Consider the following 15,062-nt stretch of genomic DNA (forward strand, 5'->3'; position numbering starts at 1 on the left):
CTCTTTTTGACTGGCCAGGGCTTTTTTTTAAATGTCTCTTTCCCTTGTTACTCTTGCTTTGTAAATCAAACCTCTCTTTGTCGTAAGGAGCCATGTTACCTCTACCTGGAAATGCATCTGCTGCCGACTTTTTTTCGTTGTGTTTCTTTATCCATTTTCCTAATAAACCACCCTTTATTCCTAAATCCTTTGCTATTTTTGTAATTGTTTGACCTGCCTTTCTTTGTTCATTTGCCAGTTTAACAGCTTCCAATTTGAATTCTGCTGTATATTCTCTTACCATTTCTAATCCTCCAAAATTTTATTTTACCCAGAAAAACTCTTTTCTTTCTCTCCACTTTTTCTGGGTAAGGTCAGAAATTTAATGATCCAGGATATACTCCTTTGTTAAGGGAGATTGAGCATTTTCGAATATTTCTTGAGTGCTTCCAGACTCAACAATTCTGCCATTATGAAAGAAAATTACACTATCAGATAACTTTTTAGCTTGCTTCATTGAATGAGTCACCATAATTATAGTAAATCTTAATTTCAGCTCTTGTATAAGATTTTCGATTGCATTGGTTGCCATTGGATCAAGAGCAGAGCACGGTTCATCCATTAATAAAATAGTTGGCTTCACTGCAATTGCGCGAGCGATGCATAGCCTCTGTTGTTGGCCACCGGATAAATTGAGTGCGCTATCTTGCAATCTGTCCTTCAATTCTTCCCATAAACCAACCTTGGTTAAACCATTTTCCACCATCTCATTCAATTTTTGCTTATCCTTCGCCATACCATGCAATTTTGGCCCATAAGCAACATTATCATATATTGATTTTGGAAAAGGATTTGGCTTTTGAAATACCATACCAACTTTTGCTCTAAGTAGTACAACATCCATATCGCGTGAATATATATCACCCAGCCCATCGATATCTAATTCACCAACAGTTTTGCAACCTGGTACATAGTCATTCATACGATTAAAACAACGCAAAAATGTTGATTTACCGCACCCGGATGGTCCGATAAAAGTAGTAACTTTTCTTTTATAAATATTCAAATTTATATCGAATAAAACTTGCTTAGAGCCGTACCAGAGATTTAAATCTTTAACAGAGGCACGTGTATTGCTCATATCACATCCTGCATTGAATAGAGCCCCGGAATTTCTCTTTTATTTTCGTATAGCCATACTGCTGCTTGAACAGCTCCTCTAGCAAATGTTGTGCGATCAATTGCTTTGTGGTTTAGTTCTATCCGTTCATCAGAATTAACAAACATCACGCTGTGATCTCCTATTACTCCACCTCCACGAGATACTGCAAAACCTATTCCCCCCTTTTTCCTTATGTTTGAACCACTATGTAAATATTGATTGGACTGAAAATCCACTTTTGAAGCGTTAGCAATTGTTTTGCCAAGTTCTATAGCTGTTCCAGATGGTGAATCCTTTTTTAAGTTATGATGCATTTCCCAAATCTCAACGTCATATTCATTACCTAAAAGCTCAGCAGCTTTTTTTACCAATTTCAGCAACACATTAACCCCAACACTCATATTTGCTGACCATAATATTGGAACTTCAGCAGCATATTCTTTCAAATCGACACCTTCTATTCCAGTTGTGCCACTAACCAGCGGTGTTTTAAATTTTACAGCTGCTTTAAGGCAGTCTAACATACATTCTTTAGTTGTAAAATCTATTACAACGTCAGATGACTCAAATATGCCACTAATAGAACTTGTAACTTTAATTCCTAGATTGGCTATAATTGGTCCAATATCTGAATCTATGTACTTACTACCTGAACGGGCAACAGCACCTGCTATTTCCACTTTGGTATTTGTAATTAATTCATTGAGTATTTTTTTGCCCATTCTGCCTAAGCAGCCTATTACTCCAACTCTGATTTTCATATTACGTTTATTAAGAATGTTAGGCCTTTTTTTAAGCTCTGTCACTTCTGATCTATATTCTATAGCTGTACGAACACTGCAATTTCAGATCCCAGTGCCTTGACCACAACTATTGCAATATGGTACATAGTGAACGATGTCATTCCAGTCTGAAATCTAGCCTTTCTGCAATCTCATCGAAAACGTTTTTCTATGCTAGTTTGCTTGCTTACAAGCAAACTTTTCTGGATCCCAGTGGGCTTTGTTGCATCGCTACTTATGAAAGGCTAACTATAATTAGGATTATGAGCAACTTATTGAAAATCTTGTTTTTTTGCAATCAATCTGATCAAATTTAAGAATAGTAATTTGTTATTTATATTAATAAACTTAATTCTATTGAAAATAGCTAAAGCATTGAAATTCTTGAATTTTAGCCGGATTAGTGAGTGGTAGTGAAATTTCTTTTACTCAAATTTAGGTATTCACTGACCGTTCTTGTTGTAAATACCAGAACAATAAGCTACTGATATACTCCACCTTTTTTTATCTTTAATCCATCATAGCTAGCGATGCAACAAAGCCATCCCAGTGTCTGGGCACTGGGATGACAGGAGAAGGCACTGGGATGACAAGAATAGGGCACTGGGATCTAGTGGGCTCAAACTACAATGTTTGTACAGCTGTGATCTATATTCTATAGCTGAATAATTTAACAATTCAAAATGAATACATATCCTGTTGAGCTCTATATTACATACCAGGTTGCTTTGCCTTTTCCATGCTGAGTGATGTGATTACTCTTTACGAGATTAGATACGTGCTTCTTTAAGGTATTGCAGTTTGCTTTAGTAATATTTTCCAAATCCTTAATTGTAAGACGTCCATGTTTGCTGAGTAGTGCTAGTATTTCAGCAGAAAGTGGTGGTAAATAGAGATTTAACACTTTTTCATGTGACACCTTTTGTTCAAGATAAAATTTTTGCTTTTGTAGTGACCTTAAAAAGAACATAAGCCATGGATTAAAATCATTGCTGCTCGTCTTCAAGGATTGTTGAGTACGACGCAAAGCCAAGTAGTAACTCTCCTTATTACTTTCAAGGGAACTGTAAGGTACATAGATATACCCTAACTTTAGTAACAAGAAAGTTGTGAGAATGCGTGATAATCTGCCATTTCCATCCTGGAAGGGATGAATAGCTAAAAAAGTAACTATAAAAATGCCAATAATTAATAGAGGATGTAACGATTTTACTTCTAATTGTTGGCTAGTCCAATAAATAAGTTCTTGCATTTGTGTCGCTGTCTCAAGCGGAGAGGCTGTTTCAAAAACTATGCCCAAGCTTTTTCCAGATTCATCAAACGCCTCAACATGATTGGGAGATTTTTTATATTCTCCCATGTGCCTTTGATCTTTATATGAAAATTGTAAAAGCCGGATATGAAACTGTTTTATAGTGTTTTCTGTAAATGGCATCTTGTTAAAGTTTTGAAATACTTCTTCACACACATACGCATATCCGGCTATTTCTCATTCATCTAGAGAACGAAATGAGCGTGTATCAAGTTTGGATAATAATTGTTCAATTTCACGGTCTGATAGCTTTGCCCCTTCAATACGGGTAGAAGAACCAATACTTTCAATTGTTGCAATTTTCTTGAGCATTTGTAAACGTTCTGGAGCTAAATTACCAAACAATTGCCATGCTCCTTTAAATTCATCAATTTCAGCAACTAATTTTAACATTTCAGGTGTTATTACAATTTTTGAAATGTCAAACATATCTGTATTTTTATCTAGTTATATTCAATTATATTTGAAAATATCCTATTAGCAAAGAATACTTGTGAGACACACACTAAAGAATGAATTTTGGTAGGCATAAAAGCAGCTATTTTATGTTAAAATACAACATTTTGATGAAATTATAAGAAAGGCTGGATCTGAGTAGTCAGCTACTCGTCAGTGCATGTTGAAAAATCATTTTATGATCTAAATCAGTTTTTTTACAGGTAACTTCTAAGCTTATCAATTTTTCCAAGATCTTCTTAAGTTCTGAAAGTTGCAAACTTTTCAAATGAGATTTAAAGCTCTGCAATTGTTTAAAAAACAATGGAGGGCTTAGCTGATCAATTGCAACCTGCTTACTCATTCCACCTTGCACTGACAGCAAAACGTTTTCAAGACGCAAAAAGTAATTTGATATAATACGAATCAGCGCTATCGGTGAAAAATTTTCTTGCGATATCAATACATCAGAAATTCTAATGAAGCGCGACATATCTTTACTTGCTATGGCAGAGCATAGATCATCAAGTGTAGCATAGTCGTTGCCGGAAGTTGAAAAGCACAATTCTATATCAGTAAGTTTTAGGTCTTTTCTCTCCCCTAAGTACAAAACTAACTTTTCAAGTTCTGAACATACAGGCAGCTTGCTATGATTAAAGTAAGATTGCAAATGGTAGATTATCTCATCTGTGCATTTTATATCATTTTGTTTTAAGTAACTTGATATGATGTCATAAAGATTGCTGTTGCTGTCCTTATAGCAAGCAATCACACCAAAAATTTTTGAACTCTCCATATAACTTTTGGTTGCAGAATTATATGGAAGATCACTTGCTACCATCATTACATAATGACCACTTGCATTATAATCCAATACGTTTTTTAACTCTTTGGATATACCTCCACTCACATTTATCAGCTTAATTAATTTTTTGCTGGTAAACATCGAAATGTTTGCCAATTCAGGAAACAGTAAACCGGGTGACTTATTCACTATTGCAAAATCCATCACCTGAACTGAATACTCATCCAAATTAGCAATTATTTCCTGTACATAAAAACCAACCTTACTGTTATCACTTCCATGAATCAACACACCACTTAAAGCATCAGGTTCCTCTAGGAATTTTTTAACTTTGGATGGTGTGACCCTCATGCTATCTATATGATATCACTCTCATTTGACTGTACATGAGTATCCAAAGACTCTGAGCTTTCTTGTACAATATCATCTGCCGTACTCTGCACATTATCCGACTCTTCTGTTTTTCCTGTAATATAATTATAAAATTTTTTCACAGGCTTAGATATATATTTAGAAAAAAATCCTTCTTCGCTCATATTGCTTACTCCATAAAGCCAACAACTTATCATTAGCATATAAATAATAGTATAGCAAAAACTATTTTGTGCTAAGATAGTGATGCTTTATAATGAGTATATTACAAAATTATTAACATTCGAGACTAAAATTAAGCCAACCTGCTTAATACTAGCCTTATAAAATAAGCGATAATTAAATATACCGCTGCAACAAGTATAATTGCAGGTCCAGTTAACAAATCAAAACTTGCAGATAACATGAGACCTGATATCCCAGAGATTACAGAAAAAACTGTTGCAACAATAATCATCTCCATTGGAGTTTTCGAAATGAGCCTTGCAGATGCTGCTGGTATTAGCAAAAATGCAGCAATGAGTAATATCCCTATTAATTGGGCAGCAATTGCTATAAATATAGCAAGAGTGATTAAAAATTCTAGTCTAACAAAATTGACATTAATCTTCTCAACTACTGCTAAATCTTGATTAATTGAAATCATTAACCAATAACGCCATCTAAATATTAATATCAAAGTAACTACTGCAGAGGTTAAAAAAATCAATACTATATCACTTTGATCGAGCGTTAATATATCACCAAACAGTGAGCTAATAATACTATTATTGCCAGATGGAAGAAAAGACATAAGTATTAAACTCGATGATAAAACTACATTGGTAACAATGTTCAATATCGTATCAGCAGAATATAATCTGTTAAAATTAAGAGAAAGTAGTATAGCAAATGTAATTGCAATGAGCATTATGCTAAGCGATGGGCTAATCTTAAAGATTAAAGCAAGTGCAACACCAAGCAACGAAGAATGGGACAAACTATCACCAAGATAAGATAACCTTTGCCATATCATAAACGATCCTAAAGCGCCTGTTACTAGGCTAATTACGACTACTGCAACTAGACTATTGATGAAAAAGTCCTGGGTAAGCATGCTATATGGCTATTAGATAACTGACAACAAATCTATCTTCGGATATCAGAACATTATGGGTTCTGCATGCAGAACCTGTTGTCATAAATTCAAAATTTAAACCTTTTTGTTCCATAAGATAGGACTTCACTGAAGAACATAGTATATTGCGTGTTTTACCAGTACCTATTAACAAAATTTCTATTTCCTCTGTTAAAAAAGATTCAAAATACTCCTTGCTGTTTACATCACTTTCTTTCAATTTAATCACCTTTTCAGGAAAAATTATAATTGAGCCATAATATTCTTGATTGTTTACCAAAAATTTTCCTTCCCTGTAACCATTTATAAGATTTTTATTCTCGGAAATTAAGGGAGTTATATCCATAAGTCAAACTATTAATTGAGTGTCACATACCCACCATTCTGGTTGCTTTTTTCCGATATTAACTGCAGCAACTTTTGCATTTTCCTCACTATCGAATATTCCAAAACATGATACACCACTGCCTGACATGCGAGAAAGTATAGAGCCTTCTTGTGACTCAAGTGTTGATATCACATCCTTAATTTCAGGTACAAAGCTTATTGCTATTTCTTGAAGATCGTTTCTCGTCTCTTTAAGAAGCTTCAACAAATCCTTTTCAGCGTCATCGCTCCATTTAATTGGCTCAGAAAATTTTCCTTCATGTTTGGAAAATACCTCTGGTGTACTCAAAAACTTTTTTTTCGGTTTCACAAGCACCACATTTGTAGGTAAAGAGAATTTTTTAATGTGGCATAATTCTTCGCCAATACCTCTAACAAAAACTGGCTTGCTATCTACGCTTGCGGGAACATCAGCACCAACGTTTAAGGCTATTTCATTTAAAATCGTCCTATCAATCTCCCACAGCTTCCCTAGCGTACGTACCACAGCTCCAGCATCTGAGGATCCGCTACCAAGTCCTGCAGCAATTGGTATGTTTTTTACAACCTTTACAGTGACTTTAGTGCGTACAGGAGCATGCCTAAGCAGCAGATTAACCGCTTTCATTACAGTGTTATATTGGTTATTTATTTTAGACTCGGAGTTTATAAATTCAACTGTAGAGTTATCGTATCTAGAATCCTCCTCACCTACTTTTATTTCCAAAAAATTAGAGAGATTAGCAAAGACAAATAAACCTTCAATCAAGTGATACCCTGTTTCTTTTTTGTCTACAACATGCAAAAAAAGATTGATTTTTGCAGGCGCCTTTACACAAAAACTTTTCATTATATATCTTCACTAACACTATTTTTACATTATATGTATAATGCTATTCTAGTCAACTTTTATAAGGTTCTCGCACTTCTGATGAGATCAAATGCCATAAATCCTAATTTCTCTGTGTGGGTAAATGCGTCCGCTGGTACAGGCAAAACAAAAATCTTAATAGACAGAGTATTGAGACTTTTATTAGAAAACAAAAGAAATATTCTTTGCTTAACATTCACCAATGCTGCAGCAAACGAAATGGAGAATCGCATTCACAGCATACTCAGTAAGTGGGCAATATGTTCAGATAGTGTGTTGGCAGCAGATCTAGAACAACTAGATTTCTTTCCAATGTCATCCCAGTGCGTGACACTGGGATCCAGAAAAAATAAAGATTATTTAACAAGAGCAAGAAGGCTTTTCTCTGAACTGGAAAATCTTGGTCTAACTATACAAACCATACACGCTTTCTGTTACAAATTAATCTCCAGCTTTCCTATAGAAGCTGGCATTGCTCCAAATTGCACGCTGAGCGAATGCAAAGAATTACATTCCATCATATTCAATAAAGTGCTTCATAACGAAACTGTGCAGGATGATATCAACCTTATTGCAACTGAAATTGATGAAAATAAACTACGCGATTTGCTTTATACTTTATGTATAAAAAGATCGATATCAGCAAATGATTCGAAATATATCAAAGATAAATTGAGCGCCCCAGATGGAATTCATGACTTACAGAGTGAAACAATTGAGCACGTGGGGAGACTAGCCGAGATATTAAGTGAAGGCAGTAAAAGAGATCAGAGTTATAGTGAAATACTTTATTCTACTGTCATCCCAGCTGGGATCCAGAAAAAAAGAACCAGTGTCAGCTACTCGGATGACACCGGAATAAAGTGGAATGACACCAAAATAGAAAACCTAGCCAAGGTATTTCTCAAATCAGAATCGCACGAAAAAAAGAGCATATCATCCATTGCAACAAAAAGTATTTTGGAGAAATTCAAAGATGCAGAGCAAATAATAGAGAGCGTTCAGAATGTAGTATTTACCCATATAAGAGACATGAACTCTTATCAAATATTCAAGAGAACCAGTAGCTTACTTGGTGTATTTAAAGTATATGTTGATTTATATAATAGTGAAAAATCAAAAAATGCACTGCTTGACTACAATGATATAATTGACTTAGCAACAAATCTTCTCAGCGACCCAGATCATAAAGATTGGGTATTGTTTAACTTAGATCAAAAAATAGATCACATCCTTGTTGACGAGGCACAAGACAATAGCATCAGTCAGTGGAAAATTATAACAAATCTCTGCGATGAATTTTTTGCCGGTAATGATGAAAAGCGAACCTTATTTGTTGTTGGTGACGTAAAACAATCCATATACAGATTTCAAGGAGCAAATCCCCATCTATTCAACTATATGCAACAATACTTTCATACGAAAACTGGTGGTAGAGATTGGATATCATGCCAACTTGAAAAGTCATTTCGTTCAACTCCAGAAGTTTTGATGCTTGTAGATAGAATATTTAATAACTTCCGCGCAGAAATATCTTTTAATGATAATGAAATAAAACATGTTCCACATAGAGAAAATGACCAAGGATATATTGAAATTTGGCCAGCGTTACCAAGGCGCAAAGAGAAAGAACAGCAAGCTTTACAAATTCCTCTGACATGCAGGGAAAATTATATAATAGCAGACCGATTACTTGCTCAAACAATAGCCAACAGAATTCACAATTGGTTAAATGAAGGGCGAATTTTAGTCGCTAAAGATCGCCATATAGAGCCAAGAGACATTATGATTTTGGTGCGACAACGAAACGTGTTAGTTGATTACATAATAAGCGAACTTAAAAAAGCAAATGTGCCAGTTGTAGGCCGAGATTATTTTAGAATTATGGACTATATAGCCGTGCAGGACTTAATAGCTTTGACCGAATTTTTACTCCTCCAGGCAAATGATCTAGCTCTTGCAAATGCTTTAAAATCACCGCTATTTAATTTCACCGAGGATGATTTATTTAACATTGCATACGACCGTAAAGAGCATTCACTATGGGAAAGAATTCAGGATTATTCTGTGGTTATCTATAGTGAATTAAACTATCTTATTAACTTATCTCGCACAGAATCCCCTCTCGCATTATTCACGCATATACTGCGCACAGGTAAGAAGAAATTTGCTGCAAGGCTAGGTCTTGAGTGCTTCGAGGTTCTAGACGAATTTATGAACCTTGTGTTGCAATTTGAGAACCCATCTCTTCAAGCGTTCGTTCAATGGATCAAGGAGAATAATCCGGAGATTAAGAATGATATGCAATCAGAACGCAATGCTGTGCGAATAATGACAATTCACAAATCAAAAGGTCTGCAAGCTCCCATAGTATTTTTGGTTGATACAAACACAGTGCCAAGAAACAGTGAAAGCATTATCTTTGATGGAACGAAAGCACCATTTTGGTGTGGAAAAAACAACAACGCTTATTGCGATCAAGTAAAAAGAGAGAAAAAACTAGAGGATTATAATGAATATTTGCGTTTATTATACGTAGCACTCACGCGTGCTGAAGATGAGTTATACATCTTAAGTAAAGAGCCAGTGCAAAAGGGCTCTTGGTATGATCTAATCACTAAGTATGGAGAACCATATAAAAGGAAACAAAGGGGTTTACGGCCAGTATTTAAAGAAAAAGTTGAAGTATTATGCGTGAATGCAAACTACCCTTACATTTATAAAAAACGTGATTACTTTGACGTTCCGGTCATTTCCCTTCCACCAGCTTTAGCCCACTCTTCGGTGTCATCCCAGCGTCCTCCCCTGTCATCCCAGTGCTTGACACTGGGATCCAGTAAAAAAGAAGAAAAGCCAGCATCAGCTACTCACTCTTCGATGTCATTTCAGCACGTGACGCTGGAACCTGGAGAAAAAAAGCCAGTGTCAAGCACTGGGATGACAAATAGGGGTATTAGAATGACAGACAGGGGTATTGGAATGACAGATGAGAGTGCTGGAATGACAACAAGGAGCATTGGGATGACAGATGGTCATGCAAGAGGCCTGATTATTCACAGCATATTGCAGTATATGCCCAAGATAGAAAAAGAAAGGAGAAAAAATTGGGTCAGAAAATACCTTGATAACATCGGTGAAGATAAGGATAAAATTTACAGTAAAATATTAGCCTTTAATGAAAAATATGGCTATTTGTTTGACTTGGAAGGCAAATCAGAGATTACGCTGAGTGGAACAATTGATGGCAAGTCAGTATTAGTACGACTAGATAGGCTATGCATAACGCAAGATAAAGCAATCATAATTGACTACAAATCACACCGTAACGTTTCTGTTTCCTTATTAAATGAAATAAAAAAACAGATGTTAATCTATAAAACCTTAGTACAAGAAATATATCCAAACAAGCAAATAGAGTGCGTGGTTATTTGGGTGGAAGATTTAACCATTCAATCTGACTTTTAACGAAACTTGATTGCAAGAAATAGCTACTACGTCATACCACCGCGAACCGTCATACCGCCGCAGACCGTCATACCGCGATTCATTCGCGGTATCTCAGCCGCTAACACGTAGCGGAATGACAGCAGTCCTACGTCATACCGCTGCGGATAGATCCCGCTAACAAGTAGCGGGATCTCAGCATAGCTATCTTAAAGCTAAGTAATATAAGTCAATCCAGCTAGGATTCTTTTGATTGATCAAATTAATTTTCCACTGCCTTGGCCATTCTTTCAGGCGCCTTTCTCTTGCAATAGCTAAACTTATATCTTCAAACTCTTCAAAATATACAAATTTATTTACATTATATCTTGATGTAAAACCTGAAACAATTTTGTTTTTGTGTTCCCAAATCCTCTTGATCAAATTTGCAGTTACACCAATATATAATGTGCTATTAGCTTTATTTGTAAGTATATAGATATATGATAACTTCATCTTAATCGTTTATAGCTAAAGTAACTGAGGTTTACCAACATTATACTACACCATCGTACCACAATAAAACTTACCATCATGCCGCCGCAGATAGATCCCGCTAACACGTAGCGGAATGACGATTGTCGGTAAATCTAAGTTACTGTAGCTATAAAGGCTTTCACAACAACCTATTTTCCTTGAAACTAAAATAGCTACTGAATGTAATAATAATGTGATCTATTAATTCTATTCCTATACTTTGGCAAGCTTCTGCTAGTTGTCTAGTGAGAGATATATCGCTATTTGAAGGTTGTGTATCTCTGCTTGGATGATTGTGAGATATTACAATGGATGTTGAACCAATCAAAAGTGCGCGCTTGATGATCTCTCTGACATAAAGAGGAGTTTGATCTACTGTACCAATATTTTGCAGGTCTTCCGCTATTAGACGATACTTTTTATTCATATAGATGACGCGAAAATTTTCCTTATTGAGGCTTCCTATACTTATTCTTAAATAATCAAGCAATTTTTCCCAGTTATCGATTATAGGCAGGTCTTTTATTTCTTCTCTTGCAGAACGAACAAAGGCTTGTTTTACACAAAAGATGGCAGATATCGCTGCATTGCTGACGCCATCAACGTTTTGCAGCGCTTCCAGGTCAGCATTAAAAACTTTATTCAAACTGCCAAAATTTTCTATCAAACTCTTTGCTATCGGCTTTACATCAATTCTACTGTATGCTGAATATAAAATGTGCTCTAAAACCTCATAATCAAGTAATGATTGTCCATTATCTAAAATAATTTTCTCCCTTAGGCGCTTTCTATGCCCCTTTTTGTAATTTTTCATCATCAATGAATTGCTTATCTCTTGTATAATAAGAAATTAGATTTTTAAGTAAAATATTTAATAAAGCGCATGACGCACAATTGTAAGAACATTCATTTTTAAAGACAGCAAATGGTGTCATGAAAGTAGCTGACACTGGTTCCTTTACGACGGCAGTGCCCAGAGGTGTCATCCCAGTGCGTGCACACAGTGCAAAAAATTAAAAATAAGACGCCAATACGTAATACTGTTGTCGTTTAATCTGCACAGATTGAAGACAAATGAACACCTTCAGTATCATGATAAAGGGGCTGGCGAAGGGTGTCAAGTAGTTTTTAGCTCTGCCTTCTAAGGCTTTTACTCGTGACAACCACTGTGCCTGCGATCTTATCGTGCCAAGTTTGACAGCGTTTGTTGAAATTTGACCATAAAAAGCCCAAGAATAATGGTGCAACTGACAATATAAAGGAAAAAAATCTCTTTGTTGCTTGTCTTAAAGTTATCTTTTCGAAAGTTTGTGCATCCACAACTCTAAGCCCAAGTAATAGTTTTCCAGATGTAGCAGCAAACCTTACCCACATATATATTACATAGCAAAAGAGCATAATAAACTGGACTATTTGATTTAGGATTAGTAATTTTATAAGTCTACTCTGCGTTGTCTTTTCTTCCGCAGACAGTGGTGCTTGCATTGGGGATTTTGCAGCAATTTGACTTAATATTTTGCTATCCTCTGAGTTCATAAAGAGCTGATTTAAGGCTTGGCTGCAAAACTGCAAGAACAAAACGATAATAATTAAATCAAGCAATACTGATATATAGCGCCTGAGGCCCGTTACATAACATATCCCATTTTCATCTTTCTTTACCTTTTGAATAACATTTATAGAAGAAAAAATAGAAAATAAACGATCAAAAAATTTATGCAACATATATACACTTTCCAATATTTAACGTGCCCCTGGCCGGACTTGAACCAGCATGCTTTTGCAAGCAACAGATTTTGAGTCTGCCGTGTCTACCATTCCACCACAGGGGCATTAAGTTTTAATGCTATAGGCAACACGGAATTAGTCAAATTTTTTTGCCTTTACATCTTTCAAATGAGGACTAAATATTCTACAATAATCAACAGTTACTCTCAAAACTTAAAATGAATGAATTAGCTAGTCTCTTGGGTTCAAGAAGTGTAGAAAAGGAAATATGTAAATTACCGCATAATCTAGAAGCTGAACAGATGCTTATTGGTGCAATGATTCGTGATAATAGAATCTGTGATGCAGTTGAAGACACAATTACAGCAGAAAATTTCTATGATCCACTGCATCAAAGTATTTTTACGCAAATATCTAAAATCAGGAAACACGGTATAGTTGCCAATGAACTGAGCCTCAAAATGTTTTTTGAGAACGACCAAGCGTTTACCGAATGTGGTGGGGTAGAGTACTTAGCAAAGCTTGCAGCGAAGGCAAGTATTGCGCTTGATATCTATAGTTTGACTAGAATAATCCGTGATACTTACTTAAGGAGATGTTTAATTAAGCTCGGGCAAGAAATAGTTGGTGATAGCTACAACTACGATATTGAAAATCCTGCACAGGCGCAAATTGAACAAGCAATGACAAAATTGTTCAATTTGGCAGTAAAAAAACAAGGTGAGAAAACATATATAAAACTTGCAAGTTCAATTAAAGATGTAGTTGAGAAGATCAGCACACTGAAAAATAATCCAGAAGCGCTAGGCGTTACAACCGGACTTCAAGATCTAAATCAGCTTCTTGGTGGTCTACAAAAATCTGATTTATTAATTTTAGCTGCAAGGCCTTCTATGGGTAAAACAGCATTGGCGCTAAACATCGCACTTAATGCTTGTAAGATGTTGCAAAAAAGAGCAGATAAGCAACACTATGTAGCGTTTTTCTCGCTTGAAATGTCAGCAGAGCAATTAACTGCAAGGCTGATCACTATAGATTCAGGGATTAGTTATTATAAGGCATTAACCGGGAGAATTAGTGATTTTGAATTGCATGAATTTATCAATACTAGTACAGAATTATCTGAACTGCCTTTCATCATAGATGACACCCCTGCGCTATCAATTAGTGCCCTTCGCACCAGAATACGCTTGCTGTATCAATTATATAATGTAGAAGTGGTATTCATTGATTATTTGCAGCTAATCAGAGGAACAACAAAAAGGAGTAATGAAAATAGAGTGCAAGAAATCTCGGAAGTGACGCAGGGTTTGAAAGCAATTGCAAAGGAGCTAAATATTCCCATTGTTGCACTATCTCAGCTCTCTCGTTCTGTTGAGCAGAGGGATGATAAAAAACCACAACTTTCTGATTTACGTGATTCAGGGAGCATAGAGCAAGACGCAGATATAGTAATGTTTCTCTATAGAGAAGAGTATTATGAACTAAGAAAACAGCCAAATGAAGGAAACAATAAACATCGGGAATGGCAAGAGAAAATGGAAAAAATTAGAAACATTGCAGAGCTCATTATTGCAAAGCAGAGAAATGGACCAATTGGCAGTGTGAAGCTATATTTTGACTCTAACAGAGGTGCATTTAAAGATTACACGGAAAGGCATAGTTCATAGCTTGGCAGCAATCTTCTTGTTCCCAAGTTTATCAATTATTTTTTTTTATGTAAAGACAGCTTGACAACTTCTTAAAAATCCTTTTATGATGGTATTATATTTTATAATACGTGAGATGATGAATAAAAACAATGTACCCTATTGTATAGCTGGAACTCTGGCTACTTTCACTTTATTAGCATCTGGAGTGTTTGCTGCAGCTCCTTATATTGGTTTCTTAGCTCCAGTTGCAGCATTAAGTGTTGGCCTGCCATTTATTATTGGTTATGCTGTGTTTTCTGTTGTAACTATTGTACTTTCGTATAAAGCAATTAGTGAGAACAAAACAAATTCTGAGTTAAAAAATAAAATGAAAGCTCAAGAGCAAACAATTTCTGGGCAAAAAACTCAACTAGCTAAAAAAGAAGCGGAAGTAAAAGCTAAAGAGGAAGAAAATTCTAAGAACCTGTTTAAAATCTTCGTAATAGGAGAGAAATGAAGGAAAGGACAATCATTTGCAAGCT

The 15,062-nt window shown here is 35.5% G+C and carries 17 protein-coding genes and 1 tRNA gene; 3 read left to right on the top strand and 15 right to left on the bottom strand.

What is annotated here, in order from left to right; genetic code table 11:
- From OZD63_RS04185 to OZD63_RS04230, 10 genes are all read right to left on the bottom strand, one after another.
- The coding region (locus OZD63_RS04185) for a transposase (protein ID WP_274979865.1) at positions 1-283 on the bottom strand (283 nt) is incomplete at its 3' end.
- Between the two features lie 78 nt (positions 284-361).
- A complete protein-coding gene (gene pstB, locus OZD63_RS04190; protein WP_274979940.1) occupies positions 362-1,120 on the bottom strand; it encodes a phosphate ABC transporter ATP-binding protein PstB in 759 nt (252 codons plus the stop codon).
- On the bottom strand, positions 1,117-1,902 hold the full coding sequence (gene dapB / locus OZD63_RS04195; RefSeq protein WP_010962542.1) for a 4-hydroxy-tetrahydrodipicolinate reductase: 786 nt from the start codon (positions 1,900-1,902) through the stop codon (positions 1,117-1,119). Before dapB ends, pstB begins: the two co-directional genes overlap by 4 nt.
- Before the next feature lie 727 nt (positions 1,903-2,629).
- On the bottom strand, positions 2,630-3,358 hold the full coding sequence (locus tag OZD63_RS04200; protein ID WP_275008216.1) for a Fic family protein: 729 nt from the start codon (positions 3,356-3,358) through the stop codon (positions 2,630-2,632).
- Positions 3,359-3,412: 54 nt separating this feature from the next.
- Entirely contained in the window at positions 3,413-3,664 is a 252-nt protein-coding gene (locus OZD63_RS04205) for a hypothetical protein (protein ID WP_274979937.1), read from the bottom strand.
- 169 nt (positions 3,665-3,833) lie between these two features.
- Positions 3,834-4,826, bottom strand: a complete 993-nt coding sequence (gene holA, locus OZD63_RS04210) for a DNA polymerase III subunit delta (RefSeq protein ID WP_275008205.1) — start codon at positions 4,824-4,826, stop codon at positions 3,834-3,836.
- A 5-nt stretch (positions 4,827-4,831) separates the two neighbouring features.
- Positions 4,832-5,044, bottom strand: coding sequence for a hypothetical protein (locus OZD63_RS04215; protein WP_275008206.1), 213 nt, complete (start codon positions 5,042-5,044; stop codon positions 4,832-4,834).
- A 98-nt stretch (positions 5,045-5,142) separates the two neighbouring features.
- A complete protein-coding gene (locus OZD63_RS04220) occupies positions 5,143-5,943 on the bottom strand; it encodes a metal ABC transporter permease (protein ID WP_182320374.1) in 801 nt (266 codons plus the stop codon).
- A gap of 1 nt (position 5,944) precedes the next feature.
- A complete protein-coding gene (locus OZD63_RS04225) occupies positions 5,945-6,310 on the bottom strand; it encodes an Mth938-like domain-containing protein (RefSeq protein WP_274979934.1) in 366 nt (121 codons plus the stop codon).
- 3 nt (positions 6,311-6,313) lie between these two features.
- A complete protein-coding gene (locus OZD63_RS04230) occupies positions 6,314-7,180 on the bottom strand; it encodes a 4-(cytidine 5'-diphospho)-2-C-methyl-D-erythritol kinase (RefSeq protein WP_274979933.1) in 867 nt (288 codons plus the stop codon).
- 81 nt (positions 7,181-7,261) lie between these two features.
- On the opposite strand from OZD63_RS04230, the gene OZD63_RS04235 reads away from it, so the two are divergent.
- Positions 7,262-10,666, top strand: a complete 3,405-nt coding sequence (locus OZD63_RS04235; protein WP_274979932.1) for a UvrD-helicase domain-containing protein — start codon at positions 7,262-7,264, stop codon at positions 10,664-10,666.
- Positions 10,667-10,849: 183 nt separating this feature from the next.
- Here OZD63_RS04235 and OZD63_RS04240 read toward each other — a convergent pair whose 3' ends face one another.
- The 5 genes from OZD63_RS04240 to OZD63_RS04260 form a co-directional block, all read right to left on the bottom strand.
- Positions 10,850-11,140, bottom strand: coding sequence for a GIY-YIG nuclease family protein (locus OZD63_RS04240; RefSeq protein ID WP_274979931.1), 291 nt, complete (start codon positions 11,138-11,140; stop codon positions 10,850-10,852).
- Positions 11,141-11,300: 160 nt separating this feature from the next.
- Complete coding sequence (radC, locus tag OZD63_RS04245; protein WP_006280440.1) at positions 11,301-11,975, bottom strand: RadC family protein; 675 nt, start codon at positions 11,973-11,975, stop codon at positions 11,301-11,303.
- Entirely contained in the window at positions 11,950-12,147 is a 198-nt protein-coding gene (locus OZD63_RS04250; protein ID WP_275008208.1) for a hypothetical protein, read from the bottom strand. The genes radC and OZD63_RS04250 overlap by 26 nt, the downstream gene beginning before the upstream one ends.
- A 142-nt stretch (positions 12,148-12,289) precedes the next feature.
- A complete protein-coding gene (locus OZD63_RS04255) occupies positions 12,290-12,886 on the bottom strand; it encodes an RDD family protein (protein ID WP_275008210.1) in 597 nt (198 codons plus the stop codon).
- 24 nt (positions 12,887-12,910) lie between these two features.
- A tRNA-Leu gene (locus OZD63_RS04260) sits at positions 12,911-12,993 on the bottom strand.
- Between the two features lie 114 nt (positions 12,994-13,107).
- On the opposite strand from OZD63_RS04260, the gene OZD63_RS04265 reads away from it, so the two are divergent.
- Positions 13,108-14,559, top strand: coding sequence for a replicative DNA helicase (locus OZD63_RS04265; protein ID WP_275008211.1), 1,452 nt, complete (start codon positions 13,108-13,110; stop codon positions 14,557-14,559).
- Positions 14,560-14,644: 85 nt separating this feature from the next.
- Positions 14,645-15,037, top strand: a complete 393-nt coding sequence (locus OZD63_RS04270) for a hypothetical protein (protein WP_275008212.1) — start codon at positions 14,645-14,647, stop codon at positions 15,035-15,037.
- Positions 15,038-15,062 lie beyond the last annotated feature (25 nt).

Origin of the sequence: Wolbachia endosymbiont of Drosophila leontia (assembly GCF_028981785.1) — a bacterium.
Classification (GTDB): domain Bacteria; phylum Pseudomonadota; class Alphaproteobacteria; order Rickettsiales; family Anaplasmataceae; genus Wolbachia; species Wolbachia pipientis.

What these genes read in the sequence shown, in the direction of transcription:
- OZD63_RS04230 (WP_274979933.1), bottom strand. Translation starts at nt 7,180, where the DNA reads ATGAAAAGTTTTTGTGTAAAGGCGCCTGCAAAAATCAATCTTTTTTTG.
- OZD63_RS04205 (WP_274979937.1), bottom strand. Translation starts at nt 3,664, where the DNA reads ATGTTTGACATTTCAAAAATTGTAATAACACCTGAAATGTTAAAATTA.
- OZD63_RS04250 (WP_275008208.1), bottom strand. Translation starts at nt 12,147, where the DNA reads ATGACACCTCTGGGCACTGCCGTCGTAAAGGAACCAGTGTCAGCTACT.
- holA (WP_275008205.1), bottom strand. Translation starts at nt 4,826, where the DNA reads ATGAGGGTCACACCATCCAAAGTTAAAAAATTCCTAGAGGAACCTGAT.
- OZD63_RS04240 (WP_274979931.1), bottom strand. Translation starts at nt 11,140, where the DNA reads ATGAAGTTATCATATATCTATATACTTACAAATAAAGCTAATAGCACA.
- OZD63_RS04225 (WP_274979934.1), bottom strand. Translation starts at nt 6,310, where the DNA reads ATGGATATAACTCCCTTAATTTCCGAGAATAAAAATCTTATAAATGGT.
- OZD63_RS04200 (WP_275008216.1), bottom strand. Translation starts at nt 3,358, where the DNA reads ATGCCATTTACAGAAAACACTATAAAACAGTTTCATATCCGGCTTTTA.
- radC (WP_006280440.1), bottom strand. Translation starts at nt 11,975, where the DNA reads ATGAAAAATTACAAAAAGGGGCATAGAAAGCGCCTAAGGGAGAAAATT.
- OZD63_RS04270 (WP_275008212.1), top strand. Translation starts at nt 14,645, where the DNA reads ATGATGGTATTATATTTTATAATACGTGAGATGATGAATAAAAACAAT.
- OZD63_RS04265 (WP_275008211.1), top strand. Translation starts at nt 13,108, where the DNA reads ATGAATGAATTAGCTAGTCTCTTGGGTTCAAGAAGTGTAGAAAAGGAA.
- dapB (WP_010962542.1), bottom strand. Translation starts at nt 1,902, where the DNA reads ATGAAAATCAGAGTTGGAGTAATAGGCTGCTTAGGCAGAATGGGCAAA.
- pstB (WP_274979940.1), bottom strand. Translation starts at nt 1,120, where the DNA reads ATGAGCAATACACGTGCCTCTGTTAAAGATTTAAATCTCTGGTACGGC.
- OZD63_RS04215 (WP_275008206.1), bottom strand. Translation starts at nt 5,044, where the DNA reads ATGATAAGTTGTTGGCTTTATGGAGTAAGCAATATGAGCGAAGAAGGA.
- OZD63_RS04235 (WP_274979932.1), top strand. Translation starts at nt 7,262, where the DNA reads ATGAGATCAAATGCCATAAATCCTAATTTCTCTGTGTGGGTAAATGCG.
- OZD63_RS04255 (WP_275008210.1), bottom strand. Translation starts at nt 12,886, where the DNA reads ATGTTGCATAAATTTTTTGATCGTTTATTTTCTATTTTTTCTTCTATA.
- OZD63_RS04220 (WP_182320374.1), bottom strand. Translation starts at nt 5,943, where the DNA reads ATGCTTACCCAGGACTTTTTCATCAATAGTCTAGTTGCAGTAGTCGTA.